24 protein-coding genes are annotated in these 25,369 nt (G+C 74.5%); 19 read left to right on the top strand and 5 right to left on the bottom strand.

Annotated elements, in window-relative coordinates:
- Positions 1-3: 3 nt before the first annotated feature.
- The 5 genes from ACH01S_RS08925 (at position 4) to ACH01S_RS08905 (ending at position 5,564) form a co-directional block, all read left to right on the top strand.
- Positions 4-1,182 carry a CaiB/BaiF CoA transferase family protein gene (locus tag ACH01S_RS08925; protein ID WP_246237072.1) on the top strand — a complete coding sequence of 393 codons (1,179 nt, stop codon included), beginning with the start codon at positions 4-6 and terminating at the stop codon, positions 1,180-1,182.
- 64 nt (positions 1,183-1,246) lie between these two features.
- Complete coding sequence (locus ACH01S_RS08920) at positions 1,247-2,077, top strand: enoyl-CoA hydratase/isomerase family protein (RefSeq protein WP_083980470.1); 831 nt, start codon at positions 1,247-1,249, stop codon at positions 2,075-2,077.
- Complete coding sequence (locus tag ACH01S_RS08915; RefSeq protein WP_067887681.1) at positions 2,067-3,182, top strand: acyl-CoA dehydrogenase family protein; 1,116 nt, start codon at positions 2,067-2,069, stop codon at positions 3,180-3,182. The genes ACH01S_RS08920 and ACH01S_RS08915 overlap by 11 nt, the downstream gene beginning before the upstream one ends.
- Complete coding sequence (locus ACH01S_RS08910; RefSeq protein ID WP_067887678.1) at positions 3,179-4,636, top strand: class I adenylate-forming enzyme family protein; 1,458 nt, start codon at positions 3,179-3,181, stop codon at positions 4,634-4,636. The genes ACH01S_RS08915 and ACH01S_RS08910 overlap by 4 nt, the downstream gene beginning before the upstream one ends.
- On the top strand, positions 4,626-5,564 hold the full coding sequence (locus ACH01S_RS08905; protein ID WP_067887677.1) for an acyl-CoA dehydrogenase family protein: 939 nt from the start codon (positions 4,626-4,628) through the stop codon (positions 5,562-5,564). The genes ACH01S_RS08910 and ACH01S_RS08905 overlap by 11 nt, the downstream gene beginning before the upstream one ends.
- Positions 5,565-5,655: 91 nt before the next feature.
- Here the strand turns inward: ACH01S_RS08905 and ACH01S_RS08900 are convergent, their stop codons facing one another.
- Positions 5,656-6,408, bottom strand: a complete 753-nt coding sequence (locus ACH01S_RS08900; protein ID WP_067887675.1) for an SDR family oxidoreductase — start codon at positions 6,406-6,408, stop codon at positions 5,656-5,658.
- A 55-nt stretch (positions 6,409-6,463) separates the two neighbouring features.
- Complete coding sequence (locus ACH01S_RS08895; protein WP_067887672.1) at positions 6,464-7,612, bottom strand: thiolase family protein; 1,149 nt, start codon at positions 7,610-7,612, stop codon at positions 6,464-6,466.
- A gap of 76 nt (positions 7,613-7,688) precedes the next feature.
- On the opposite strand from ACH01S_RS08895, the gene ACH01S_RS08890 reads away from it, so the two are divergent.
- The 14 genes from ACH01S_RS08890 (at position 7,689) to ACH01S_RS08825 (ending at position 20,714) form a co-directional block, all read left to right on the top strand.
- A complete protein-coding gene (locus tag ACH01S_RS08890; protein ID WP_067887669.1) occupies positions 7,689-8,840 on the top strand; it encodes an acyl-CoA dehydrogenase family protein in 1,152 nt (383 codons plus the stop codon).
- Positions 8,841-9,092: 252 nt separating this feature from the next.
- Positions 9,093-10,292, top strand: coding sequence for an ABC transporter substrate-binding protein (locus ACH01S_RS08885; RefSeq protein WP_067887667.1), 1,200 nt, complete (start codon positions 9,093-9,095; stop codon positions 10,290-10,292).
- Positions 10,292-11,035 carry an SDR family NAD(P)-dependent oxidoreductase gene (locus ACH01S_RS08880; protein WP_067887665.1) on the top strand — a complete coding sequence of 248 codons (744 nt, stop codon included), beginning with the start codon at positions 10,292-10,294 and terminating at the stop codon, positions 11,033-11,035. The genes ACH01S_RS08885 and ACH01S_RS08880 overlap by 1 nt, the downstream gene beginning before the upstream one ends.
- Before the next feature lie 80 nt (positions 11,036-11,115).
- Positions 11,116-11,535 (top strand): VOC family protein, encoded by a 420-nt coding sequence (locus tag ACH01S_RS08875; RefSeq protein ID WP_067887663.1) that lies wholly within the window; start codon positions 11,116-11,118, stop codon positions 11,533-11,535.
- A gap of 36 nt (positions 11,536-11,571) precedes the next feature.
- Positions 11,572-12,444, top strand: a complete 873-nt coding sequence (locus ACH01S_RS08870) for a branched-chain amino acid ABC transporter permease (protein ID WP_067887662.1) — start codon at positions 11,572-11,574, stop codon at positions 12,442-12,444.
- Positions 12,441-13,439, top strand: a complete 999-nt coding sequence (locus ACH01S_RS08865; RefSeq protein WP_067887659.1) for a branched-chain amino acid ABC transporter permease — start codon at positions 12,441-12,443, stop codon at positions 13,437-13,439. The genes ACH01S_RS08870 and ACH01S_RS08865 overlap by 4 nt, the downstream gene beginning before the upstream one ends.
- The gene (locus ACH01S_RS08860; protein WP_067887658.1) at positions 13,420-14,187 is read left to right on the top strand and encodes an ABC transporter ATP-binding protein; all 768 of its coding nucleotides are present in this window, start codon (positions 13,420-13,422) and stop codon (positions 14,185-14,187) included. Before ACH01S_RS08865 ends, ACH01S_RS08860 begins: the two co-directional genes overlap by 20 nt.
- Positions 14,174-14,950 carry an ATP-binding cassette domain-containing protein gene (locus tag ACH01S_RS08855; RefSeq protein ID WP_148344661.1) on the top strand — a complete coding sequence of 259 codons (777 nt, stop codon included), beginning with the start codon at positions 14,174-14,176 and terminating at the stop codon, positions 14,948-14,950. The genes ACH01S_RS08860 and ACH01S_RS08855 overlap by 14 nt, the downstream gene beginning before the upstream one ends.
- A gap of 9 nt (positions 14,951-14,959) precedes the next feature.
- Positions 14,960-15,808 carry an NAD(P)-dependent oxidoreductase gene (locus tag ACH01S_RS08850; protein ID WP_067887655.1) on the top strand — a complete coding sequence of 283 codons (849 nt, stop codon included), beginning with the start codon at positions 14,960-14,962 and terminating at the stop codon, positions 15,806-15,808.
- Between the two features lie 100 nt (positions 15,809-15,908).
- Complete coding sequence (locus tag ACH01S_RS08845) at positions 15,909-16,274, top strand: Rieske (2Fe-2S) protein (protein WP_067887652.1); 366 nt, start codon at positions 15,909-15,911, stop codon at positions 16,272-16,274.
- A complete protein-coding gene (locus ACH01S_RS08840; protein WP_067887640.1) occupies positions 16,261-16,602 on the top strand; it encodes a hypothetical protein in 342 nt (113 codons plus the stop codon). Before ACH01S_RS08845 ends, ACH01S_RS08840 begins: the two co-directional genes overlap by 14 nt.
- Positions 16,599-17,822, top strand: coding sequence for an amidohydrolase family protein (locus ACH01S_RS08835; protein WP_067887637.1), 1,224 nt, complete (start codon positions 16,599-16,601; stop codon positions 17,820-17,822). The genes ACH01S_RS08840 and ACH01S_RS08835 overlap by 4 nt, the downstream gene beginning before the upstream one ends.
- Positions 17,822-19,525, top strand: a complete 1,704-nt coding sequence (locus tag ACH01S_RS08830; protein WP_083980469.1) for a thiamine pyrophosphate-requiring protein — start codon at positions 17,822-17,824, stop codon at positions 19,523-19,525. The genes ACH01S_RS08835 and ACH01S_RS08830 overlap by 1 nt, the downstream gene beginning before the upstream one ends.
- A gap of 4 nt (positions 19,526-19,529) precedes the next feature.
- The gene (locus ACH01S_RS08825; RefSeq protein ID WP_067887634.1) at positions 19,530-20,714 is read left to right on the top strand and encodes an alpha-hydroxy acid oxidase; all 1,185 of its coding nucleotides are present in this window, start codon (positions 19,530-19,532) and stop codon (positions 20,712-20,714) included.
- Here the strand turns inward: ACH01S_RS08825 and ACH01S_RS08820 are convergent.
- The 3 genes from ACH01S_RS08820 to ACH01S_RS08810 are packed head-to-tail and all read right to left on the bottom strand — an operon-like array spanning position 20,701 to position 25,351.
- Complete coding sequence (locus ACH01S_RS08820; RefSeq protein WP_067887632.1) at positions 20,701-22,161, bottom strand: aldehyde dehydrogenase family protein; 1,461 nt, start codon at positions 22,159-22,161, stop codon at positions 20,701-20,703. The genes ACH01S_RS08825 and ACH01S_RS08820 overlap by 14 nt on opposite strands.
- The gene (locus ACH01S_RS08815; protein WP_083980468.1) at positions 22,158-23,597 is read right to left on the bottom strand and encodes an MmgE/PrpD family protein; all 1,440 of its coding nucleotides are present in this window, start codon (positions 23,595-23,597) and stop codon (positions 22,158-22,160) included. The genes ACH01S_RS08820 and ACH01S_RS08815 overlap by 4 nt, the downstream gene beginning before the upstream one ends.
- Positions 23,597-25,351 carry a thiamine pyrophosphate-binding protein gene (locus ACH01S_RS08810; RefSeq protein WP_246237087.1) on the bottom strand — a complete coding sequence of 585 codons (1,755 nt, stop codon included), beginning with the start codon at positions 25,349-25,351 and terminating at the stop codon, positions 23,597-23,599. Before ACH01S_RS08810 ends, ACH01S_RS08815 begins: the two co-directional genes overlap by 1 nt.
- Positions 25,352-25,369: the final 18 nt, after the last annotated feature.

The raw sequence follows: 25,369 nt of genomic DNA, 5'->3' as shown, positions 1-25,369 counted from the left end.
GGCTTGGCCGCGACGATCCCCCCGGCCGGGGAGCGGGCGCTCGACGGCGTCCGCGTGGTGTTCCCGGCGGCGCTCGGCCCGGTGCCGTTCGCCGCGATGCTCCTCGCCGACCTCGGCGCCGACGTGGTCCGGATCGACCGCGCCGGAGCGGCCGGGGTGATCGACACCGCCCTCGCCGACGACCCGCGCACCCGCGGCCAGCGCTCGATCGGCATCGACCTGAAGCACCCGCGCGGGCGCGCGGTCGCGGTCCGGCTCGCGGCGTCCGCCGACGTCCTGCTGGAGGGGATGCGGCCGGGGGCGATGGAGCGCCTGGGCCTCGGACCGGCGGACCTGCACGCGGTCAACCCCCGGTTGATCTACGGCCGGGCGACCGGCTGGGGGCAGGACGGCCCCCTCGCGCGGACCGCCGGGCACGACATCAACTACATCGCGCGCTCCGGCGCGCTGCACCCGATCGGCGACCCGGACCGGCCGCCCGCCGTCCCGCTGAACCTCGTCGCCGACTTCGGCGGCGGCGGCGCCTACCTCGCGCTCGGCGTGCTCGCGGCGCTCGTCCAGCGCGGCCGGACGGGGCGCGGGCAGGTGGTCGACGCCGCGATGGTGGACGGCGCGGCGTCCCTGACCACGATGATCCACGGCATGCTCGGCTCGGGCGCCTGGCGGCCGGAGCGCGGCGCGAACCTGCTGGACGGGGCCGCCCCCTTCTACCGCGCCTACCGCACGGCCGACGACCGGTACGTCGCGGTCGGCGCGATCGAGCCCGCCTTCTACCGCGCTCTCCTGGACGGCCTCGAACTCGACCCGGGCGACTGGCCGCAGCACGACCGGTCCCGGTGGCCCGCGCAGCGGACCGCGCTGGCGGAGATCTTCGCCTCCCGGACCAGGGCCGAGTGGGTGGAGCGGTTCCGCGGCACCGACGCCTGCGTGACCGCCGTGTCCACGCCGGGCGAGGCGGCCGCCGACCCCGAACTCGCCGCCCGCGGCGTCTTCGTCGACTGGGACGGCCTGCGCCAGCCCGCGCCCGCGCCGCGGCTCTCCGCGAGCCCCGCGGCCGCCCGGCCCCGCTGCGGGCAGGCGGCCGACACCGCCGAGATCCTCGCGGAGCTGGGCCTCGGCGCGGACGAGGCGGCCGGGCTGAGCGCCGCCCGCGCGGTCTTCGCCGCGCCCGCCCGTCCTTGACCCTGGTGACCGGCCGCTCGTATTCTATAAAGAACTGAGTTCTTCATAGTGAATGAGTGAGTCGATGCCTGCACCTTCACCCCCCGGCCGGGGCGGTGCCGAAGAGTACCCCGGTTTCGCGGTCTCGGTCACGGGCGGCGTTCTGGTCGTCCGGCTCGACCGGCCCGAGGCCGGCAACGCCCTGAGCCGCCGGATGCGCGAGCCGATGGCGCGGATCTGGGCGCGCGCCAACGCCGACGACGACATCCGGGCCGTGGTGGTGACCGGCTCGGGCGACCGGCACTTCTGCACCGGCGCCGACGTCAAGGAGATCGCCGCGACCGGCGAGGTGCCCTCCGCCGCCGCGCGGCGGGAGCCGATCGTCTGGTCGCCGCTCGGCGGCGGCGTCCGCAAGCCGGTGATCTGCGCGGTCAACGGCGTCGCCGCCGGGGGCGGGCTGCACTTCGTCGTCGACGCGGACGTGGTGGTCGCCGCCGAGCACGCCGCGTTCATGGACACCCACGTCAGCGTCGGCCAGGTCGGGGCGGTCGAGAACATCGGCCTGGCCCACCGGCTGCCGTTCGGCACCGCGATGCGGATGACCCTCCAGGGCTCGTCCTTCCGGCTCGACGCCGCCCGGGCGCACGCGCTCGGGCTGGTCGACGAGGTCGTCCCCGCCGCCGAGCTGCGGCCGACCGCGCTGCACATCGCCTCGTGCATCGCCGCGAACTCGCCGCGCGCGGTCGAGCTGTCCCGCGCGCTGCTGTGGGAGTCGCTGGGCCGTCCGCCGCACGAAGCGGCCGAGGAGGCGTGGCGCACGGCGCAGCGGCACTGGTCGCACCCCGACTTCCTGGAGGGCGCCCGCGCCTTCGCCGAGAAGCGCCCGCCGAGGTGGACGGTGCGCGATGACCGCTGAGCCCGGGGACGTCGAGGCGTTCCGCGCCGAGGTCCGCGCGCTGCTGGACGGGATGGGCGACGCCCTCGACCCGCGCCAGTTCTTCCACGGCCGCGGCGGCGCGACCCGCGACCTCTACCGCGAGCTCGGCCGGCGCGGCTGGCTCTCGCTGGGCTGGCCCGGCGAGGACGGCGCCGTCCCCGCGACGCTCGCCCACGAGTTCGCGCTCTGGGACGAACTCGCCCACGCCCGCGCCGCGCGTCCGGACCTCGCCGCCGGGATCGTCGCGAAGACCCTCGTCGTGCACGGCACCGAGTACCAGAAGGCGCGGTTCCTGCCCGGCATCGCGCTCGGCGACGTCTCCTTCGCGCTCGGCTACTCCGAGCCGGAGGCGGGCTCGGACCTGCGCGCGGTGCGCACCCGGGCCGTCCGCGACGGGGACGTGTACCGGGTGACGGGGGAGAAGCGCTGGACGTCCGACGCCCACCACTCCGACTACCTCTGGCTGCTGTGCCGGGCCGAGGGCGTGGCCGGCGGCGACCCGCACACGCTGCTCATCCTGGACCTGCGGGCCCCCGGCGTCGACATCAGGCCGATCGAGACCATCGACGGGCACCGCCTCAACGAGGTCTTCCTCGACGGCGTCGTCGTGCCGGTGACCGACCGGGTCGGCGCGGAGGGCCAGGCGTGGAGTCTGATCCGGGAGGCGCTCGCGGTCGAGCGGCACCTGATGGTGCTGCCCGGCCGCGTCCGCCGCGACCTGGAGAGCCTGCTCGGCTGGGCGCGGGAGCACGGCTTCCTGGGCGACCCGCTGCTGCTGGACCGCGTCGAGCAGCTCACGGTCGACGTCCAGGCCGTCGAGGTGCTCGCGGCCGAGGCGCTCGCCCGCGCGCTGGACGGCGCCGACTGCACCGCCGAGGCCGCGCGCGTGAAGCTCGTCGGTTCGCGCGCCACCCAGGAGATCGCGCGGGCGGCGCTGGAACTCGGCTACCTGGAGGCCACCCGCCGCGACGACGACCTCGCCTTCCTGTGGCGCGAGTCGATGATGGAGACGCTCGCGGGCGGCTCGTCGGAGATCATGCGCGGCGTCCTCGCGCGCGCCGAGTTCGGGCTCGGTGGCCGATGACCGGATCGTTCGTGGAGGTGGTGCGCGCCCGCGCGCTGCAGACCCCGGCGGACCCCGCCGTCGCGGACCCGGCGACCGCGTGGAGCTGGGGCGACCTGTGGCGGCGCGCCCGGGAGATCGGCGCGGCGCTGGCCGACCGCGGGATCGGGCCGGGCGACCGCGTCGCGACGGCGCTCGACCCGGGCGCCGAGCACCTCGCGGCGCTGATCGGGATCATGGCGACGGGCGCGGCCGCCGCGCCGCTGAACATCAAGCTTGCCCAGTCCGAACTGGCGCTGTACCTGGACGCGGTCCGGCCGTCCGCGATCGTCGTCGGCGACGGGCATCGCCCGGCGGCGGGGGTGCCGTCCTACCCGAGCGGCGAGCTGGCCGGGGCGGCCGAGTCGTGGCGGCACCGCGCGGTGCCCGGCGACGCGCCCGCGATCGTCTTCGGGACCGGCGGGACGACCGGGACGCCGCGCGGCGCCGTCTGGACGACCGCCGGGCTCGCCGCCTACCTGCCGTGCAGCGCGCTCGCCCTCGAGACGCGCCGCACCGACGCCGAGCTGTACTTCGCGCCCTTCTTCCACGTCGCGCTCGCCACCTGCGCGTTCGCGACGCTGTACGCCGGGGGCGCGCTCGTGGTCGAGCCGCGCTTCGACGCGGGCCGGGCGGTGGACCTGCTGCTCACCGGCCGCGCGAACCGGCTGTTCGGCCCGCCGACGGCGCTCGGCCGCATCCTCGGCCATCCGGCGTTCGACCCGTCCCGGACGGGGCACGTCCGCGCCGTGCTGTTCGGCTCGACCGCGGCCGAGCCCGACCTGCCCGAGCGGCTCCGCCGCGGCTTCGCCGCCGCCACCCTGATCACCGGCTACGGCGCCACCGAGGTCGGCGCGGTGTCGCGGCTGCGCTCGTGGGAGGACGGCGGGCGGATGAGCGGGATCGGCCGCCCGGTGCCCGGCGCCGAGCTGCGCATCGTCTCCCCGGACGGCGCGCCCGTCGCGGCGGGGGAGGTCGGCGAGCTGGTGATCCGCGCGCCCTGGCAGATGGCGGGCTACCTCGTCGGCGGGGAGCTGCGGCCGGTCCCGGAGGAGGGCGTCCGCTCGGGCGACCTCGGCGCCCGCGGCCCGGACGGCGTCGTCGAACTGCGCGGACGGCTCAAGGAGCTGGTCATCACCGGCGGCGAGAACGTCTTCCCGAGCGAGGTGGAGCGGGTGCTGTGCGAGCATCCGGACGTGGCGCAGGCCGCCGTCGTCGGCGTCCCCGACCCCGAGTGGGGCGAGCGGGTCGAGGCGGTGGTGGTCCCCGCGTCCCCGCCCGCCGGCGATCTCGCCGGCGTCCTGGACCGGCACTGCCGGGAGCGGCTCGCCGGGTACAAGGTGCCGAAGCGGATCGTCGTCCGCGACGCGATGCCGCTGACCACCGCCATGAAGATCGACAAGCGTGCGCTGAAGGGGTGGCTCGATGAGCACTGACTGGCCCTACACCCAGGAGCAGCGCGATTTCCAGGAGACCTTGGCGCGCGTCCTGGCGGAGCCGCCGGAGCCGGAGTCCGAGCCGAGGTTCCCCCGCGCCAGGTGGGCCGCGATCGCTGAGGCGGGCGCGCTGGCGCTCACCGCGCCCGACCTCGGCGCCGGGGCCCTGGACGTGGTCGCGGCGGGCGACGCGCTCGGCCGGGGCGGCTGCCCCGGCCCGTGGTGGCAGACCCTCCTCGTCCTGGACGCCCTGCCCGTCGACGACGCCGAGGCGGTGATGGCCGGGGAGCTGGTCCCGACCGCGGGCACGGCGGACGCGATGCCGTGGGGCGCGAGCGCCGACCGGCTGTTCGAGCTCGGCCGCCACGACGAGGCGGGCTGGCGCGTCCGGCCGGTGACGCTCGGGGAGGTGCGCGAGCAGTGGGTCTCGCTCGGCCATGAACCCGTCGTCGCCGCGGACCTCGTGCCCGCGGGCCCCGAGGCGCTGGTCGGGACGGGCACCGCGCTGCTCGCCCGGCTCGGCCTGGCCGCCTACCTGGCGGGCGCGGGCCAGCGGGTGCTGTCCGACGTCGTCGTCTACGCCGGGCAGCGCACCCAGTTCCGGCGGCGGATCGGCGACTTCACGGCGGTCGCCCACCCGCTGGCCGAGGTCGACGCCCAGGTCCGGGCGGCGGCGCTGCTGGCGCGCCGCGCCGCGTACACGCTCGACGGCGCGGACGGCCCGCGCGCGGCCGGGTTCGACGTGCACGTGGCGCTGCGCGCGGCGGCGCGGGCGTCCCGGCAGGCCGTCTACCAGGCGCACCAGACCTACGGCGCGATCGGGTTCGCGCTCGAAGGGCCGCTGTCGTGGCTCGGGCAGCGCGTCGCGCAGGCCGCCACCGAGGCCGAGCGGCTCGCCCGCGAGGTCGGCCTGGTACCGGCCGCCTGAACCGCGCCGGACCGGACAAGGAAGAAACCGGACAAGGCAGAAGAGGCGCGGCCCGTGGCGGGCCGCGCCTCTTCTGCCGTCCCTCCGCCGGTCAGCGCGGCGCCATCCGGATCGCGCCGTCGAGCCGGATCGTCTCCCCGTTGAGGTAGCCGTTGGACAGGAGCTGGACGGCGAGCTCGGCGTACTCGCCCGGCTCGCCGAGCCGCTTCGGGTAGGGCACCGTCGCGGACAGGGAGGCGCGCGTCGCCTCCGGCAGCCGGGCGAGCATGGGCGTGTCGAAGATGCCGGGCGCGATCGCGTTGACCCGGATCCCCCGGGAGGCGAGGTCGCGGGCGGCGACCAGCACCATGCCGTGCACGCCCGCCTTGGACGCCGAGTACGACGTCTGCCCGATCTGGCCGTCGAACGCGGCCACCGAGGCGGTCAGCACGATCGCCCCGCGCTCGCCGCCCACGAGGTCGTTGCCGCTGAGGGCCTGCGCGCCGAGCCGGAGCACGTTGTAGGTGCCGACGAGGTTGGTGCGGACGACGTCGCCGAACGACTCCAGCGAGCCGGGCCGTCCGGCGCGGTCGAGGATCCTGACCCGGTCGCCGCCGCGCCCCGCGCAGTGGACGACGCCGTGGACGCCCCCGTGCAGGTCCCGCGCGGTGTCGAACACGGCGGTCATCGCGGCCTCGTCGGTGATGTCGGCCTCGACGAAGGGGATCGCGGCGGCGTCCGCCGCGCGCGGCCGCAGGTCGGTCCCGACCACGGTGGCGCCGCGGGCGAGCAGCAGCTCGGCGGTGGCCCGGCCGAGCCCGGACGCGGCCCCGGTGACGACGAAGGTGGACGACTCGATCTTCACGCTGTGTTCCTCATCGGTTCTAGGAGGGGGCGGGTGTTCCGGATGCCGGGGCCGCTCACGACCAGCGCTCGACGAGCGTGGCGTTGGCCATCCCGCCCGCCTCGCACATGGCCTGGAGGCCGAAGCGCAGGTCGTGGTCGCGCAGGTGGTGGACGAGCCGGGTCATCAGGATGGCGCCGGACCCGCCGAGCGGGTGCCCGACCGCGATGGCGCCGCCGAGCGGGTTGACCCGGGCCGGGTCGGCGCCGGTCTCGCGCTGCCAGGCCGCGACCACCGAGGCGAACGCCTCGTTCACCTCGAACGCGTCGATGTCGCCGATGCCGAGGCCGGCGCGGTCGAGGAGCTTGCGGGTGGCGGGGATCGGCGCGGTGAGCATGGTCACCGGGTCGTCGCCGACGACGACGCCGTGCCGGAACGCGGCCAGCGGGCGCAGCCCGAGCTCGGCGGCCTTCCGGTCGGTCATGATCAGCAGTGCTCCGGCGCCGTCGGAGATCTGCGAGGCGTTGCCCGCCGTGACGACGCCGTCGTCGCGGAAGGCCGGTTTGAGGGCGGCGAGCCTCTCCGCCGAGGTGTCGCGGCGGATGCCCTCGTCCACGGCGAGCGAGCCCTCGGGCAGGTCGACGACCGCGAGCTGGCCCTCGAAGGCGCCCGCGTCGGTGGCGGCGGCGGCCCGCTCGTGCGAGCGGAGGGACAGCTCGTCCAGCTCGGTCCGGCTCAGCTTCCACCGCTCGGCGATGGTCTCCGCGCCGAGGCCCTGGCTGAAGGTGTCGGTGCCGTAGCGGGCCCTGACCCGGGGCCCGTACGGGGCGCCGACCGCCCGCGCCGACCCGAGCGGGACCATCGACATCGACTCGACGCCGCCCGCGATCACGATGTCCTGCTGGCCGGAGGCGACGACGGCGGCGGCGAAGTGCAGCGCCTGCTGGCTGGAGCCGCAGGCGCGGTCGACGGTCGTGCCCGGCACCGTCTCCGGCCAGCCCGCGGCGAGCGCGCCGAGGCGGCCGACGTTGCCCGCCTGCGCGCCGATCTGCGTGACGCAGCCCCAGATGACGTCGTCCACGTGCTCCGGGCCGAGCCCGTTGCGTTCGAGGATCGCGGTCAGCACGTGCGCGGTCAGGTCCACCGGATGGACGCCCGCCAGGGCTCCGTTGCGGCGCCCGATCGGGGTGCGGACCGCGTCGACGATGACAGGTGTGGCGCTCATCCCGGGCCTCTCGACAGGTTGTTCTGTATGTTGTTCACTGTTCTTACTGGTGAACAGATTAAGGCAAGGACGGCGGATGTCAATCGCGTTGAACACCGAGGAACGGGACCTCCAGCAGGCCCTGCGCCGCTACCTCGACGCCGAGGTCGCGCCGCTGGTCGCCGACTACGAGCGGCGCCGCGAGTTCCCCTGGGACATGCTCGGGGCGCTCTACGAGTTCGGATACGTGCGCGGCGCGGTCGCCCGCGCGCACGGCGGCGACGAGGTCAGCGCGATGGTGCAGGCCGTCCTCATGGAGGAGGCCGGGCGCTGCTGGGGCTCGCTGCGGACCACGGTGAACGTCCAGGGCATGGTCGCGATGCTGCTCAGCCGGGCCGGGACGGCCGCGCAGCGCGCCCGGTTCCTCGACCCGATGCTGGCCGCGTCGCGGTTCGGCTGGTTCGCGCTGACCGAGGCGGAGGCCGGGTCGGACGCGGGCGCGCTGCGCTCCACGGCGCGCCGCGACGGCGACTCGTTCGTGCTCGGCGGCCGCAAGATCTACATCACCAACGCGCTGCACGCCGACTTCGGGATCCTGCTCGCGCGCCAGCTCGACGCGGACGGGACCGACCGCGGGGTCTCGGCGTTCCTGGTGGACGCCGCCGAGTCGCCGTACGGCGTCCACGACATCGCGCACATGCCGGTGCGCAGCACGACCAGTTGCGAGCTGGTCTTCGACGACGTCCGGATCCCCGCCGAGAACCTGCTCGGCGAGCCCGGATCCGGGTTCGGGCTCGCGATGGCCGCGGTCAACCAGGGACGGCTGAACATGGCGATGGGCGCGGTCGGGCTGTCGCAGGCGTGCCTGGAGGCGGCGGTCAGGTTCAGCCAGGAGCGCAGGCAGTTCGGCAAGAGCCTGGCGGAGTTCCAGCTCGTCCAGCAGATGGTGGTCGACATCGCGGTCGGCACGCAGACCGCGCGGCTCCTCGGGTACGACGCCGCCCGCGTGCTCGACGCGGGCGGGGACGGCCGCTACGAGTGCTCGATGGCGAAGTACTACTGCGGCGAGACCGCGGGACGCAGCGCGACGCTGGCGCTGCAGGTCCACGGCGGCGCGGGGCTGATGGAGGAGTTCCCGGTCGAGCGGTACTTCCGCGACGCCCGCGAGGCGACGATCCCCGAGGGCACCTCGCAGATCCAGGTCCTGCAGATGGGCAAGCACCTGCTCGGCCGGTCCGCGTTGCGCTGAACGGTGCGCTGAGCGGACCGCGCGGATCGCCGGGCCCGGGCCTGTGGGCTATTTTCCCAGCTCATCGCCCGTTTCGGGGGCTCGGCGCCGCGCGTCCGCGCCCCCGGTGGCCGCCGTGAAAAGGGTGACATCAGGTGGTTGACGTGCTTGTCTGACCTGGCCTACGTTATGCAGAACGCTGTTCTTGTGTGAGAACAAATCGCGAGAACATGCGCACCCACCCCACTGGAACACACACGATGGAGGCCCGCCATGGCGGTTGGAACCCGGTCTTTGGGGGTGAGCCTCGCCGCGGCCGTCCTGTGCCTCTCGGCCGGCGCGTGCGGCGGCTCGTCGGGGGACGGCGGCGACATCGTCGTCGGGATGATCGAGGACACCGCGGGCGGCACCGCCGCGACGTCCGCCGAGGCGACGCGCGGGATCGAGCTGGCGCTGTCGGAGGTCAACGACGGCGGCGGCATCGACGGCAAGAAGCTGAAGCTCGTCCGCTACAGCGACGGCGGCGAGCCCAGCCAGTCGCCCGCGCTGGTGCGCAAGCTGGTCAACGCGAAGGCCCGGATCATCCTGATGAACTCCGGCTCCGCGTCGGCGGCGCAGGTCAAGCCGATCGTCCAGCAGGAGCACGTCGCGGCGATCTCGCCGACCAACATCCTCGGCGCGATCGCGCAGCCGCCGAACAACGGCTACTCCTACATCCTCGCCAACCCGGTGACCGACGTCGGCACCGTCTACGGCGCCGCGTTCGCCAAGGCCGGGTACAAGCGGGTCGCCGTCCTCACCGACGACTCCCCGACGATGGCGGGCCTCAACGACGCGCTGCTGCCGACCCTGGAGAAGGCGGGCGTGGAACTCGTCGCCAAGGAGAAGGCGCCGCTGAACGCCACCGACGTCACCACCCAGGTCAGCAGGCTGAGCAAGTCCAGGCCGGACGCGGTCCTCGTCTCCTCGCTCGGCGGCCAGCTGGAGGTGCTGTTCCAGAACGCCCTCAAGCAGGCCCTCCCCGACAAGCCGCGCTTCTCGCTCGCCTCGATCGGCAACCAGCCCGAGACCTGGGCGCTCGCCAAGCCGGGGACGCTGGACGGCCTCGTCTACGCGAGCGCGATCTCCTCGCAGAACACCCGGTCCAACGAGCTCATCACCAAGCTGAAGGCGCGCTACGGCGACAAGTTCAAGGCGCTCACGGCGTTCTCCGCGCAGGGCTACGACAGCGTCCACCTGATCGCGAAGGTGATCGAGGACGCGGGCGCGGGCGCCGACTCGAAGGCGATCAACGAGGCGCTGCAGAAGGTCACCAAGTTCGAGGCGAGCTTCGGCGGCACCGGGTTCACGATGTCGTTCAGCGCCGGCAAGCACATGGGCTCGGACGGGCTGTGCGGGATCGTCCTGCGCACCTTCGACGCGCAGAACCGGCCCGGCGACAACTGGGCCACCTACCAGCCGAGCTGCGGCTGATGGCGGGCCGGCCGCTGGTCGTGATCACCGGGGGCGCCCGCGGGATCGGGCGCACCCTCGCCGAGGCCTGGGTCGCCGACGGCGCCCGGGTGGCGCTCGCGGACCTCGACCTCGACCAGGCGAAGGCCACCGCCGCCGAGCTCGGCGCGGGCTCCGCCCTCGGGGTGCGCTGCGACGTCGGGGACGACGAGTCCGTCCAGGCGGCGATGGAGGAGATCGCCGGCTGGGCGGGCCGGATCGACTGCCTGGTCAACAACGCGGGACTGCACCTGATGGCCTGGTCCCGTCCGGCGACCGAGATCGACAGCGCGGGCTGGATGTCGATCCTGTCGGTCAACGTCGTCGGCCTCGTCCGGTGCGCCCGGAGCGCCCGGCCGTGGCTGGCCGAGTCGCGCAACGCCAGCATCGTCAACGTCTCGTCGGTGTCCGGCATCGTGCCCCGCGACGTGTACGGCGTGACGAAGCTGGCCGTGCGCGGCGTGACCACGGCGCTCGCCGCCGAGCTCGCCGCCGACGGGATCCGGGTGAACTGCGTCGCGCCCGGCCCGATGGACACCGACTCCGCGATGGCCGACCTGCCGCCCGCGCTGCTGGCCGACTTCATCTCGTCCAAGCAGCTCATCGCGCGGCAGGGCCGGACCGCCGACCTCGTCGGACCGGTGCTCTTCCTCGCCTCGGAGGCCGCCGGGTTCGTCACCGGCGAGACCCTCGCCGTCGGCGGCGGCTTCCCGCTGCGGATCTGAACACTGCGGATCCGACCGCCGGGGATCCGACCGCCCCCTGACCTCGAACGTCCTCGAACGAAACGGGAGAACGAAGGAACATGAGCTGGAACCTGCACCACGTCAACATCCCCGCCCACGACGTCCGGGCGATGGTCCGCTTCTACAACGCCGTGTTCGGCATGAACGAGATCCAGTTCCCGTGGTCCGGCGAAGGCGAGCAGGGCCAACTGGAGACCGGGAGCGACTTCGTCGCCCTGTTCGAGGACCACAACGGCCGCCAGATCCACATCTGCAAGCCGACCCCGTCGCTGCCCTGGGACAACGACCTGCGCGTGCACCCCGTCATCAACGGCCACATCGCCATCCAGGTGGACGACATCCAGGGCGTCATGCAGCGGCTCAGGGAGCAGAACGTGCCCTTCAACGACGCCGGGACCTGGTCGTACAAGGGGTTCCACCAGGTCTACACCTACGACCCGTCGATGAACGTCGTGGAGGTCAACCAGCGGGTCGAGTGACCCCAGCGCGTCGGCAGCCCTAGAAGGAGTCCCCCAATGCCCATCGAGCTCGTTGTCCCCACGCTGGAGACCGGGTGTTTCTTCGGCCTGATCGCGCTGGCCCTGTTCATGGTCAAGGAGAGCGCCGCGCTGTTCAACTTCGCCGTCGGCGGCCTCGCGGTCGTCGGGGGGATGGCCAGCTCGGCGATCACGGTCGGCCACGGCCTGCCGCTGCCGCTCGGCGTCCTCGCGGCGGTCGCGTTCGGTGTCGCGCTCGGCCTGTGCATCGAGGTGCTGGTCGTCGCCCCGCTGGTCAAGCCGGGCGGGGGTGAGGACCACCACGTCGTGATGGCGCTGGTCGCGGGGCTCTTCGCGCTCCAGCAGATGGCCGGGGTCGCCTTCGGCAAGTCGGCGCTGCCGGGGGCGACCTGGATGAAAGGAGACGTCCTCGACGTGGGCAAGTTCGTCGTCAGCGCGCAGGCGCTGATCGAGATCGCGGTGACCCTCGGCCTGTTCGTCGCCATCGGGCTGCTGCTGCGCCGGACGAGGCTCGGGCGGCAGTTCCGCTCGATCGGCGACAACACCCAGGCCGCGACGATGCTCGGGATGCCGGTCCGGCGGATCCGGCTGCTCGCGTTCGCCTCGTCCGGCCTGCTCGCGGGGCTCGCGGGCGCGCTGTTCGCCAACCGCGCGGGCGTCGCGTTCACGAGCGCGCTCCAGTTCACCCTGTTCGGGTTCCTCGCCTTCGTGATCGGCGGCGCGGCCAACGTCTGGGGGCCGCTCGCCGGCGGGATCGGCCTGGCGTTCCTCCAGGCGCTCGCGATCTACTACTTCGGCCCGGCGGCGCTGACCTACGTGACCTTCGCCGTCGCCGCGCTGTTCTTCGCGCTGCGCCCGGAGGGCATCTTCGTCAAGCGGGTGCGCGCATGAGCCGCCTCGCCCGCTGGCGGACGCCGATCGCGTTCGCGATGCTGATCCTCGTCGTGCTGTGGGTCGGCCAGAACGGCTACCGCCAGGACCTCGCGATCCTGATGGTCACCTACGGCCTGATCAGCCTCGGCCTGTACAGCCACTACATCATGGGCAACTCGATGTCGGTCGCCTACAACGCCTACGTGGCGATCGGCGGCTACGCCCTCGGGATCCTGTGCGTGCGCACCGACCTGTCGATGTTCCTGGCGCTGCCGATCGGGATCGTGATCTCGGCGGCGGTCGCGGTGCTGCTGGGGCTGACGACGTACAAGCTGTCCGGCTTCTACCTCGCGGCGGTCACCCTCCTGTTCGGCGAGGCGTTCGCGGCCTGGCTGGTGGACAGCACCGGCATCACCGGGGGCGCGTCCGGCGTGACGCTCACCCGCGAGCTGACGGTGTTCGGGAGCGAGGTCACCCGCCAGCACCTGGTGATCGCCGCGCTCGCGACCCTGTTCCTCGCGGCGTGGGGCCTGGACCGGCTGCGCACGTCGCCGTTCGGGATCGCGCTGCGCGCCAAGGGGGACGCGCCCCGCGCGGTCGAGTCCTCGGGCGTCTCGACGCGCGCCCTGACGCTCGTGTCGCTCGGCATCGGCGCCGCGCTCGGCGCCGTCGCCGGGTGGTACTTCGCCGCGGTGAACCTGTCGATGCTGCCCGAGTCGGTGCCGCTCTCGGTCGCGTTCGTGGCGCTGTTCATCCCGTTCCTCGGCGGCTACCGGTCGCCCTGGGGCGCGGTGGTCGGCGCGGTGGTCGTCACCGAGCTGACCTTCAACCTGACCTGGTTCCAGGACACCGGCACGCTCGCGTTCGCGGTCGCCGTGCTGGTGGTGCTGATCTTCGCGCGGCGGGGACTGCTCGGCCTGCTCGGCGACGTCCTCGCGAGGGCGGCCGGGCTGGTCCGCCGGGAGGGGCCGCTGCCCAAGGAGGGGAGGGACCATGTCCAGCCCAGCGCTTAGCTGCCAGGGGCTGCACAAGGCGTACGGCGGCGTCCGCGCCGTCCACGGCGTCAGCTTCCACGTGTCCCGCGGCGAGGTGGTCGGCCTGGTCGGGCCGAACGGCGCCGGGAAGAGCACGGTCGTCGACCTGATCAGCGGCGAGCAGCCCGCCGACACCGGCACGGTGAGGGTCGCCGACCGGGTGCTGAGCGGGAGCGCGGCCCGCCGCGCCAAGCGCGCGAAGCTGGCGCGCACCTTCCAGTACCCGCAGGTCGCGCACGAGCTCACCGCGCTGGAGAACGTCCTGATCGGCGCCTACGCGACGACGTTCGGCGGACCGCTGTCGTTCGCGTCGACGATCGTCCGGGGACTGGTCGACCCGCGCGCGGAGCGGCTGCGGCGCCGCGCGGAGGAGATGGCGGGCTCGCTGAGCCTGAGCGACCTCGACCGTCCCGCGTCCGAGCTGACCCTCGGCCAGTTGCGGCTGCTGGAGGCGGCGCGGGCGCTCAGCCAGGACCCGGAGGTCGTGCTCCTCGACGAGCCGTTCGCGGGCCTGGACGGCGACGGGATCCAGGGCCTCTCCCGCGCGATCCGCACGATGGCCGACGCCGGATGCGCGGTCCTGCTGGTGGACCACAACATCGACATCGTCGTCTCCCTCGTCGACCGGGTGGTGCTCATGGCGGACGGCGAGGTGCGCTTCGACGGCGACCCCGCCGAGTGCATGGCGAGCGAGGAGATGAAGGAGGTGTACTTTGGCGACGACTGAGACGGCCCCCGAGAACGCTCCGGCCGCCCTGGAGGTGCGCGATCTCCGGGTCAGTTACGGCAAGGCCCTGGCGCTCAACCTCGCGGGGCAGGCGCTCACCGTCCCCGCCGGGGGAGTGACGCTACTGCTCGGCGCCAACGGGGCCGGGAAGTCGTCCCTCGTGAACGCGGCGTACGGGGCGGTGCGCGGCACCGGCGTGGTCCTGCTCGACGGCGCGGACGTCTCGACCGCGAGCGCGGTCGAGCGGGCCCGGCGCGGGATGGCGCTCGTCCCGCAGGGGCGGCAGCTCTTCCCCCGGATGACCGTCCGGGAGAACCTCCAGGTGATGGCGGAGCTGCTCGGCCTCCCGGACGAGGCCGTCGACCGGGGCATCGAGCGGTTCGAGCCGCTGCGGCGCGGCGTGCGAAAGTCCGCGGGCGTGCTCAGCGGCGGCGAGCAGCAGATGCTCGCGATCTCGCGGGCGCTGCTCGGCGAGCCGCGCGTCCTGCTGCTCGACGAGCTGTCCACCGGGCTGGCGCCGGTGATCGTCGGTGAGCTGCTCGACCTGCTGACCGGCCTCGCCGAGGACGGCGTCGCGGCGCTGCTCACCAGCCCGACCAGCACCCGGCTGCTCCGCCGCGTCGACCGCGGCTACGTCCTCGTGCGCGGCGGCGTCCACGCCGGGCCGCTCGCCCCGGACGACCTCGACGCCGCCTACGCCGAGGCGCTCGGCAGCGTGCGGCGCGACGTCCGGGACGGCTCCGCCGCCGGTCACCGGGCCTGAGGCGGGAGGATGCGTCCGGACGCGGAGACCGCCGGGGTCGTCGGGGTGGTCGGGCTCGGGGCGATGGGCGGACGCCTCGCCGACCGCCTGGCGGCGGAGGGCAGGCCGGTGCTCGGCTACGACCCCTTCGGGGGCACGACCGGGGCCGACCGTGTCGACGACCTGGCCGCGCTGGCGGAGGCGGCGTCCGTGCTGCTGCTCGTCCTGCCCACGGCGGCGGCGGTGCGCGGCGTCGCCGCGGACCTCGCGCCGCTCGTCGGCCCGGACCACGTCCTGGTGAACCACTCGACGGTCGCGGTGCGGGACGCGGCCGCGCTCGGCTCGCTCGCCGGGACCGGCTGCCGCGTCCTCGACGCGCCGTTCTCCGGCGGCACCGAGTCCGCGGTCGCCGGGACGCTGACGGTCTTCGCCGGAGGCGACCCGGACGCGCTGCGCGCGGCGCAGCCGGTGCTCGCCGCGTACGCGTCCCGCGTGGTGCCGTGCGGGCCGCTCGGCGCGGGCACGACCGTGAAGCTCCTGCACCAGCACCTGGTCGCGGCGCATGTCGTCGCGGCGGCCGAGACGGTCCGGCTGGCGGTGTCGGCGGGCCTCGCCGAGACCGCCGTCGCCGGGCTGCTCGCGGGGACGGCCGCCGACTCGGCGATGCTCCAGGTCCTCGTCGCGCGGCTGGCGGACGAGCCGGGGCCGGTACGCGGCAGCACCCGGATCCTGCACAAGGACGCGACCCTGGTCGCCGGGTTCGCCGAGGGCCTCGGCGTCCGGCTCGACCTGCTCCCCGCGGTCACCCGGGTCCTGGCACGCCACCTGGAGACCGCGGACGCCGACAGGGACATCGCCGCGCTGGCGCGTGACGCCTGAGAACCGGGCAATGTCCATAGGATATCTTCAATAGGAAAAGCCACTCAATCCCGTTGACACTCGGCCATCTCTATATAATATCGATGGCGAGGTGGTTCGGATGCGGGACCGGGTCGTGGTGGGACGGTCGGCGGACCTCGCCGACGGGGATCGGCTGGTGGTCGACGTCGACGGGACCGAGATCGGCGTCTTCCGGATCGGCGGGGAGCTCTACGCCTACGGCAACTACTGCGTGCACGCGGGCGGCCCCGTCTGCCAGGGGATGATCATAAACCGGGTGGTCGAGCGGCTCGACGCGGACGGGCGGAGCCTCGGGGACGCGTTCTCCGACGACGTCCACATCGTCTGCCCGTGGCACGGATACGAGTACGACCTGCGCACCGGCGCGCACCCCGGGGACCCGCGGGTCCGGCTCCGCGACTACCGCGTCTTCGAGCAGGGTGGTGAGATCGTTGTCGAGCTCTGACAAGCCCGCGCGCGAGCTGAGGCGGCTCGTCGCGGAACTGGGCGACCTCGCGGCGGCCGCGCGGGCCGCGCCGGACGGCGCCCGGCCCGCGTCCCCGGCGGACCTCGGCGCGCTCCTGACGCACGCGGTCCGCCTCTACGCCGCGTGCGCGGAGAACCCGTACACGCCCGACGCGCTCGCCGAGCTGCGGCTGTCGCCGACGGAGGCGTGCGTCGCGGCGGCGGCCCTCCTGCACTCCCAGTCGCTCACGCCGTTCGAGTTCGCGGTGTGGTTCAACGACAGCCGGGTCGACGCCGCCAACAGGCGGGACGAACGGGAGCGGACATGACGACCGACCCGAGGGTGAAGACGCTCACGCCCCAGTTCGACCGCTTCACCGACACCCGGGAGATGCTCGACCACGCGCGCCGGCAGTCCGTCGAGTACGGCCTCGACGACTACTTCGTCGTGGACGTGGACTCGCACCGCGAGCCGAACGCCCACTGGCGCGAGGTGCTGGAGTTCATGGAGAACCCGGTGATGAGGTCGAACTCGCTCGCCACGCTCGACGCGCGGGGCACGATGATGTACGTCCCGTATCCGGGGCCGGGCGCGTCGGGGGTCAGCTCGCAGTCGATGTTCGGCCGGGTGCCGCACCAGGACCCGCAGGCCGAGGCGGTCGAGGGCGTCACGCGGCACCGCGACGTCGAGCTGTCCCGGCGGGCGATGGACTCGATCGGCATCGACGTGCAGGTCATCTTCCCGACGAGTCTGCTCGGCCTCGGCATGTCGCCGCTCGCCGAGGGGGAGGCGCAGGCCGCCTACGCCTACAACCGGTGGATGGTCGAGGCGTTCTGCGCGGAGGAGCCGCGCATCAAGTTCATGCCGTACCTGCCGCTGCGCTCGCCGGAGATGTGCCTGCGGATCGTCCGGGAGTTCGCCGGGCGGCCGGGTGTCGTCGGGTTCCTGGTGACGAGCATCCGGTACTCGCCCGTCCACGACAACGCGTTCATGCGGCTCTACGCCGCGATCGAGGAGACGGGGCTGCCGATCGCGTTCCACGCCGGGCCGACCTGGGACGACGACTGGATGAAGACCATGAACAGGTTCATCTCGGTGCACGCCCTGTCGTTCGTGCACTGCAACATGGTCCACCTGACGAACTGGATCATCAACGGGCTGCCGGAGCGCTTCCCCCGGCTGAAGGTCATCTGGGTGGAGAGCGGCCTCGCGTGGGTGCCGTTCATGATGCAGCGCCTCGACCACGAGTACCTCAAGCGGACGTCGGAGGCGCCGCTGCTCACCCGGCTGCCGAGCGAGTACATGCGGGAGATGTACTACACGTCCCAGCCGATGGAGTGCGACGACCACGACCTCCTCGAAGCCACGATGACGGCGATCAACGCCGAGACGCAGCTCCTCTACGCCTCGGACTGGCCGCACTGGGACTTCGACCTCCCGGGCTCCATCCTCGGCATCCGCTTCCTGGACGCGAAGGCCAAGCGCAACATCCTCGGCCTCAACGCGGCGCGCCTGTTCAACCTCACCGAGGTCCCGGGCGCCGTCTGATGGGCAGGACGCGGCGGATCGCCGCAGAGACGGTCGCCGAGGCCTACCTCGCGCTGCTGCGCGACCGCGGGGTGGAGCGCCTCTTCGTGAACGCCGGGACGGACTTCGCCCCGATCGTCGAGGCGTACGCGCGGCGCCCCGAGTCGGGGCTCGACCTGCCCGAGGTCGTGGTCTGCGCCCACGAGAACCTCGCCGTGTCCATGGCGCACGGCGCGTACCTCGGGGACGGGCGGCCGCAGGCCGTGATGCTGCACACGAGCGTCGGGACGGCGAACGCCGTGTGCGGGGTGCTCACCGCGGCGCGCAGCCGCGTCCCGCTGCTGGTCACGGCCGGGCGGACGCCCCTGTTCGAGGACGGCCCGCCCGGCGCCCGCGAGGCGGGGATCCACTGGGCGCAGGAGATGTACGACCAGGCCGGGATGCTCCGCGAGTTCGTGAAGTGGGACTACGAACTCCGCGACGGCGCGCAGGTCGAGACGGTCGTCGACCGGGCGCTGGACGTCGCCCGCACCCGCCCCGGCGGGCCGGTCTACCTCACGCTGCCGCGCGAGGTGCTCGCCCGTCCGGTGCACGGCGTGGAGGTGCGCGACGGCCCGGCCGCCGCGCCCGTCCCCGCCGCCCCCGATCCCGAGGCGGTCGCCCGGCTCGCCGACCACCTCGCCGGGGCCCGCCTCCCCGTCGTCGTCACCGCGGCGACGGGGGCGGACCCGCGGACGGTCGCGCTCCTGGACGACCTGTGCCGCCGCTTCGCGGTCGCCGTGGTCGACCACCGGCCGCGGTACGTCAACGTCCCGGCCGGGCATCCGCTGCACCTGGGGTTCGACGTCGGCCCGGTGCTCGCGGAGGCGGACGTCCTGTGCTTCCTGGACGTCGACGTCCCCTGGACGCCCGGGACGGCGGCGCCGCGCGACGACGCGGTCGTCGTCCAGTGCGGCCCCGACCCGCACTTCGGCGCGTACCCGATCCGGGGCCACCGGTCCGACCTGTCGATCACCGCGGACCCGCGGAGCCTGCTGACCGCGCTGGCGGCGGCGCTGGAGGAGCGGCCGATCGATCCGGGCCGCGGGACGCGGATCGCGGCGGAGGCCCGGCGGCGGCGCGCCCGCCGCCTGGAGGCCATGGACGCGGCGGCCCGCGCCGGCGGGGCGATCACCAAGCCGTTCCTGAACCGGGCGCTTGCGGAGGCGCTGCCGGGCGACGCCGTCGTCGTCAACGAGTACTGGGCGCGCCCCGAGTACCTCGGCGGGATGGAGCCGGGCGGCTACTTCGGGTTCCCGCCCGCGGGCGGGCTCGGCTGGGGGCTGCCCGCCGCGCTCGGCGTCCGGCTCGCGCGCCCCGACCGGACCGTCGTCGCGACGCTCGGCGACGGCGCCTACCTGTTCGCCAACCCGGCCGCGTGCCACCACGCGATGAGCGTCCACGGCCTGCCGGTGCTGACCGTCGTCGCCGCCAACGGCCGCTGGGACGCGGTCGAGAGCGCGGCCCTCGGCATGTACCCGGACGGCCACGCCGCCAGGTCGGAGGAGGTCAGCGGGTTCTCCCGGCTCGACCCGGTCCCCGAGTTCGCGGCGTACGCGGAGGCGTCGGGCGGGTACGGCGAGCGCGTCACCGAACGCGGCGAGCTGGCCCCGGCGCTGCGGCGCGCGCTCCGCGCCGTGCGCGAGGAAGGCCGCCACGCCCTGCTCGACGTCCGCTGCGCGTGAGCCGATGCGCGCGTTCGGGTTCGACCTCCGCGCGCGGGCCCCGCGCGCCCCGCTGAACGTCGAGGACTACCGGCGCGCGGCGCGGCGGAGGCTCCCGGCGATGGTCCGCGAGTACGTCGACGGCGGCGCGGACGACCTCGCCACGCTCGCCGCGAACCGGTCGGCGTTCGCGCGCTGGGAATTCCGGCCGCGCGTCCTGACCGGCGTCCGGGCGCCCGACCTCGCGACCACCGTCGCGGGCGTCGAGCTCGACCTGCCGGTGCTGCTCGCCCCGGTCGGCCTGGCCGGGCTGGCGCACTGGCGCGGGGACGTCGCCGCCGCCCGCGCGGCCGAGCGGCGCGGGACGCGCCACGTGCTGAGCACGGCGTCGTCCTGGACGATCGAGGAGGTCGCCGCCGCCACGTCCGAGGACCACTTCTTCCAGCTCTACCCGCACTCGGGCGAGACGGCCGCCGCCCTGATGGCACGCGCCTGGGACGCCGGGAACCGCACGATGATGGTCACCGTGGACTACCCCGTCCGGGGCAACCGGGAGGGCGAGCGGCGCACCGGCATGGGCCCGCCGCCCGTCCTCACGCCGGGGAGCGTCCTGTCCCTCTGCCGCCACCCCGCCTGGACGTGCCGGACGCTCGCGCACCGCCGGATCTCCGCCCGCAACCTCGTCGCGGGCGGCGGCGTCGCGGCGGCGGTCGCGTCGGTCGAGATCCAGGAACGCCACCTCAGCCAGGCCACGCTGGACTGGGACGACCTCGCCTGGCTCCGCGACCGCTGGCCCGGCCGCCTCTACGCGAAGGGCGTCCTGACCGGCGAGGACGCGTCCCGCGCCGCCGCCCTCGGCCTGGACGGGATCGTCGTGTCCAACCACGGCGGGCGGCAGCTCGACTTCGCCCCCGCGACGCTGGACGTCCTCCCGGAGATCGCCGCCGCCGTCCGGGACCGGGGCACGGAGGTGCTGCTCGACGGCGGCGTCCGGCGGGGGAGCGACGTCGTGAAGGCGCTCGCGCTCGGCGCGCGGGCCGTGCTGGTCGGCCGCCCGTACGTGTACGGGCTGGCGGTCGGCGGCGAGGCGGGCGTCGCGGGGGTCCTCGACGTCCTGCGGGACGAGGTCGAGCGGACGCTCGTCCTGCTCGGCGCGCCGGGCGTGCGCACCCTCGACCCGACCTGGCTGCGGCCCGTCACAGCCGGATGACCGTCGTCTTGAGCTGGGAGTAGTGGTCGATGGCGGCGAGGCCCTTCTCCCGCCCCCACCCGCTCCGCTTGTAGCCGCCGAACGGCGTCTCCACGCCCCCGGCCTGGTACTCGTTGACGAACACCTGGCCCGCCTCCAGCCGCCGGGACATCCCGAGCGCCCGGCCGATGTCGCGGGTGTAGACGCCCGCCGCGAGCCCGTAGCCGGTGCCGTTGGCGATCTCGACCGCCTCGTCCTCGGTGCGGAACGGCAGCACGCACACGACCGGGCCGAAGATCTCCTCGTTGGCGATCCGCATGTCCGGGCGCACCCCGGCGAACACGGTCGGCTGGACGAAGTAGCCGCGCGCGAGGTCGCCGCCGGTGTACCGGCCGCCGCCGGTCACGGCGGTCGCGCCCTCCCGGCCGCCGAGGTCGAGGTAGCCGAGCACCCGGTCGAGCTGCGCGCGGGAGATCAGCGGCCCGAGCATCGGGTCGGTGAGGCCGGGCCCGACGGTCACCCCGGCCAGCGCGGCGGAGACCCGGTCGAGCACGTCGTCCACCGCGTCCGCGTGCACGACGAGGCGGGTCGCGGCCGAGCAGATCTGCCCGGCGTTGTGGGTCATCGTCCGCAGGACGCTCGCGGCGACGGCGTCCAGGTCGGCGTCCGGGAAGACGACGTTGGCCGACTTCCCGCCGAGCTCCAGCCCGACCGGGACGATCCGGTCGGCGGCCGTCTTCGCGACGAGCCGCCCCGTCTCGACCGACCCCGTGAACGAGATCCGGCGGACCAGCGGATGCTCCACCAGCGCCTGGCCCGCCTCCGAGCCGAGGCCGGTCACGACGTTCAGGACGCCCGGCGGCAGCCCGGCCTCCAGCGCCAGCTCCCCGAGCCGGACGGCGGTGAGGGGCGTCTCCTCCGCGGGCTTCAGCACCACCGCGTTCCCGACCGCGAGCGCGGGCGCCGCCGCCCGCGCGGCCTGGTTCAGCGGCGCGTTCCACGGGACGATCACGCCCACCACCCCGTACGGCTCCTTGGTGGTGATCGCGAGGTGCTCGGCGTCCAGCGGCAGGTGGGCGCCCTCGATCTTGTCGCAGATCCCGGCGTAGTACTCGAAGTAGCGGGCGGCGAGGGCGACGTCGCGGCGGCCCTGGCTCAGCGGCTTGCCGGAGTCGAGCGTCTCCAGCGTGCCGAGCTCGTCCTGGTTCGCGAGCAGCAGCGCGCCGAGCCGGGCCAGCGCGCGGCCCCGGTCGGGCGGCGTGAGGCGCGCCCACTCCGGCGCGCGGTACGCGGCGTGCGCCGAGGCCACGGCCGCGTCCACGTCGGCGGGCCCGCCGCGCGGCGCCTCCGCGAGCGGCTCCCCGGTGGAGGGGTCGTAGGTGGTCAGCCACGCGCCGGACGCGGCGGGCACCGCCCGCCCGCCGATGATCATGCTGGTGCGGTCGCGGACGGCGATCGGCGGACTCATCGTGCACTCCCCGGGGACGCGGCGGTCGGGACGAGGCCGGCGTCCACGGCGGCCATCGCGGCGGTGAACCCCGCGAGGGACGGCGCGGCGGCCAGCCCGCGGAGGGCGTCGAGCAGCGGTTCCGCGCCCGCGAGGCCGCGGACGCAGTCGCGGAACTTGGCCGCCACGTCCTCGGCGGACATCGGGTTGCCGGGGCTGCCCACGTTGTGGCGGAGGTGCTCCTCGTGGACGGTCCCGTCCGCCAGCTCGACGCGGACGCCGCCCGGGAACGCGGCCGGGTACTCGGCGTACTCCACGACCTCGTAGCCGACGCGGCGGGCGACGTCCAGGACGGCCGGGTCCGACAGCCGCTCGGCCCGGAAGCTGTCCAGGCCGAGGGAGCCGTCGACGACCGTGAGCGCCAGCGCGAACGGGAGGCTGAACCGCGCGTCGTAGACGGTGCGCGGCGTGAGCTTGTCCGCGCGCGGCTCGCAGACGAGGTGCAAATACGCCGACGGCACGAGCGCGGTGATCCGGCGGACGTCCTCGGCGCGCGGGCCGAGCCGGTCGCGCAGCGCGCGCCAGGCGTCCACGCAGGCGTGGACGCAGTGCCCGGCCGGGTAGGGCTTCGCGGAGACGCCCGTGCCCGTCCACGCGTCGCCGAGCCCGTCGAACGCGGCGGCGGCGCGCTCCTCGTCCACCTCCACCCCGGCGAAGGCCCTGAGCAGTCCGGACGGCCCCTCAAGGACGGTCGCCGGCCCGGTCGCGCCGTGCCGCGCCAGCTTCGCGGCGGTCACCGCGCCCCTGGCCGCCCAGCCGGGGTGCATCTGCTTGGCGTCGGTGCCGTCCGAGAAGAACTCCATCAGCCCGGACGCCATGCTGCCCGCCAGCCCCGCCGCGCTCACGGCCTCGGCCGGGGTCAGCCCGAGCAGCCGGGCCGCGACCGCCGCCGCCGGGACGATCCCGAGCACCGAGGTCGGATGGAACCCGCGCTGCTGGAGCGGCTTGCCCGGCGCGAGCGAGCCCAGCCGCGCGGCCAGCTCGTAGCCGACCGCCCCGGCCGCGAGGACGTCCCGGCCCGAGGCGCCGGTCTGCTCGCCGAGCGCCAGCGCGGTCGGGGCGATCACCACGCTCGGATGGATCATCGTTGCGGTGTGCGTGTCGTCGTAGTCCATCCCGTGCGCGAGCATCCCGTTGGCGAAGCACGCGTCGTCGGCGCGGACCAGGCGCCCGCCCGACCCCCACACCGACGCGGGGCCGGGCGCGGGCTCGGCGAGGACGAGCCGCGCGGCGGGCGCCCCGAGGCCCCGCCCGGCGCAGGCCAGGGCGACGCCGACGGTGTCGGTGAAGCGCAGGGCCGTCCAGTCGAGCAGGCCGGCGGGGACGTCGCCGGACGCGTGCCCGAGCGCGAAGCCGAGCATCCGCTCGGTCAGGCTCGGGCTCCGTCGCGCCCCCATCAGACGGGCGGGTGCGCGAGGCCGCGCTCGCCGAAGTCGGACGGGTACCGGTAGTGGACGGCCCGGTACCCCTCGCTCTCCGGGTCGATGTCGACGTCGACGACGGTCGGGACGCCGCTGCCGATCGCGTCCCGCACCGCCTCCTTGATCTTCCCCGGCTCGGTGACGCGGACGCCCGCGGCGCCCATCACCCGCGCCCAGGCGGCGAAGTCGATCTCGTGCCGCCTCCCGCCGGGCCCGACGTAGTCGGTCAGCGAATGCCGCCCGTAGATCTTCACCATCTGCTCGCGCTCGATCTGCAGCGTGCCGTTGTTCAGCACCAGCACCACGATCGGGACGCCCTGCTCCACGGCCGTGAGCAGCGCCGTCCCCGTCATCGTGAACGAGCCGTCGCCGATGACCGCGACCGTGGGACGCTCCGGACGGGCGAGCGCCGCGCCGATCGCGCCCGGCAGCGTCCAGCCCATCCGGTGGAAGAAGCCCGAATGGATGTAGTGGCGGCTGAGGGCGCGCAGGAACGGCGGGCCGAACGACAGCGAGTGCCCGGTGTCGAACAGGACGGTGGCGTCCGGCGCCAGTTCGGCGACCGCGTCGGACAGGTCGGAGAACACCCGCGCGTACCCCATCGGCGCGGCGTCGGAGGTGCGCAGCGGCGCGACCTCCGCCTCCCACTTGTCGCGCAGTCGCCCGAGGTGCTCCAGCCAGGCCGCGCGGTCGGCCTGGGGGCGCTCGGCCAGCGCGGCGGTGAGGCCGGCGAGGGCGGACCGCGCGTCCGAGACGATCGCGACGTCCGTCGGGTACACCCGGGCCAGCTCGCCGTCGTCGATGTCGATGTGGACGAGCCTCGTCCCGCCGGGGATGTCGTGCAGCGTCCAGCCGCCGGTGTCGATGTCGCCGAACCGGGTGCCGACGCCGATGAGCACGTCGCACTCCCGGGCCGCCTGGTTGGCCTGGAGGGTGCCCGCGCGCCCGACGCAGCCGAGCGAGAGCGGATGGTCCTCGGGGATGGCGCCCTTGCCCGGCGTCGCCGTCTCGACCGGGATGGAGAACCGCTCGGCCAGCTCGGCGAGCTCGCTCCACGCCCGCGCGTTGTGGATGCCGCTGCTCACCGACAGCAGCGGCCGCTCGGCGCCCGCGATCAGCTCGGCCGCCGCCGCGAGCGCGTCCGGGTCGGGGCCCGGCCGGGCGACCCGCGCCCAGCGCGCCAGGTCGGGCACGCCGCGCACCTCGACCTCGGTGTGCTGGATGTCGAACGGGATCTGCACGACCACCGGCCCGGGACGCCCGCTGATCGCGGTCTTGTAGGCGCGCAGGACCATCTCCAGCGCGTTGTCCGGACGGGTCACGCTGAACGACGCCTTGGTCATCGGCTTGAGCGTCTGCGGCCACTCCTCGGGGCCGTACCGGTAGAACTCCTCGATGCCGCCCCGCCCGTACCACTGCGTGGCCCCGCCTCCGGCGAGCACCAGCAGGGCGGACGAGTCGAAGAACGCGGACGCCACGGCGGGCGTGATGTTCGTGCTGCCCGGCCCGACCGACGTCGTGACGACCGCCATCGGGGGCTCCCGGCGGCTGCGCCAGTAGGCGTCCGCCATGTGGACCGCGTGGTCCTCGCAGCGGGCGGCGACGGTGCGGATCGCGGTCTCGTGCACCAGCGAGTCGAGCAGCTTCCAGTTGCCGTGGCCGTTGTAGCCGAAGCAGTACTCCGTGCCCGCCGACTCCAGGGTCTTCGCGATCGCCGTGGCCAGTTGCATCCGCACGCCGACGCACCT

The organism is Actinomadura chibensis NBRC 106107 (assembly GCF_001552135.1).
Classification (GTDB): domain Bacteria; phylum Actinomycetota; class Actinomycetes; order Streptosporangiales; family Streptosporangiaceae; genus Spirillospora; species Spirillospora chibensis.
This window is presented reverse-complemented; position numbering and strand designations above follow the sequence as displayed.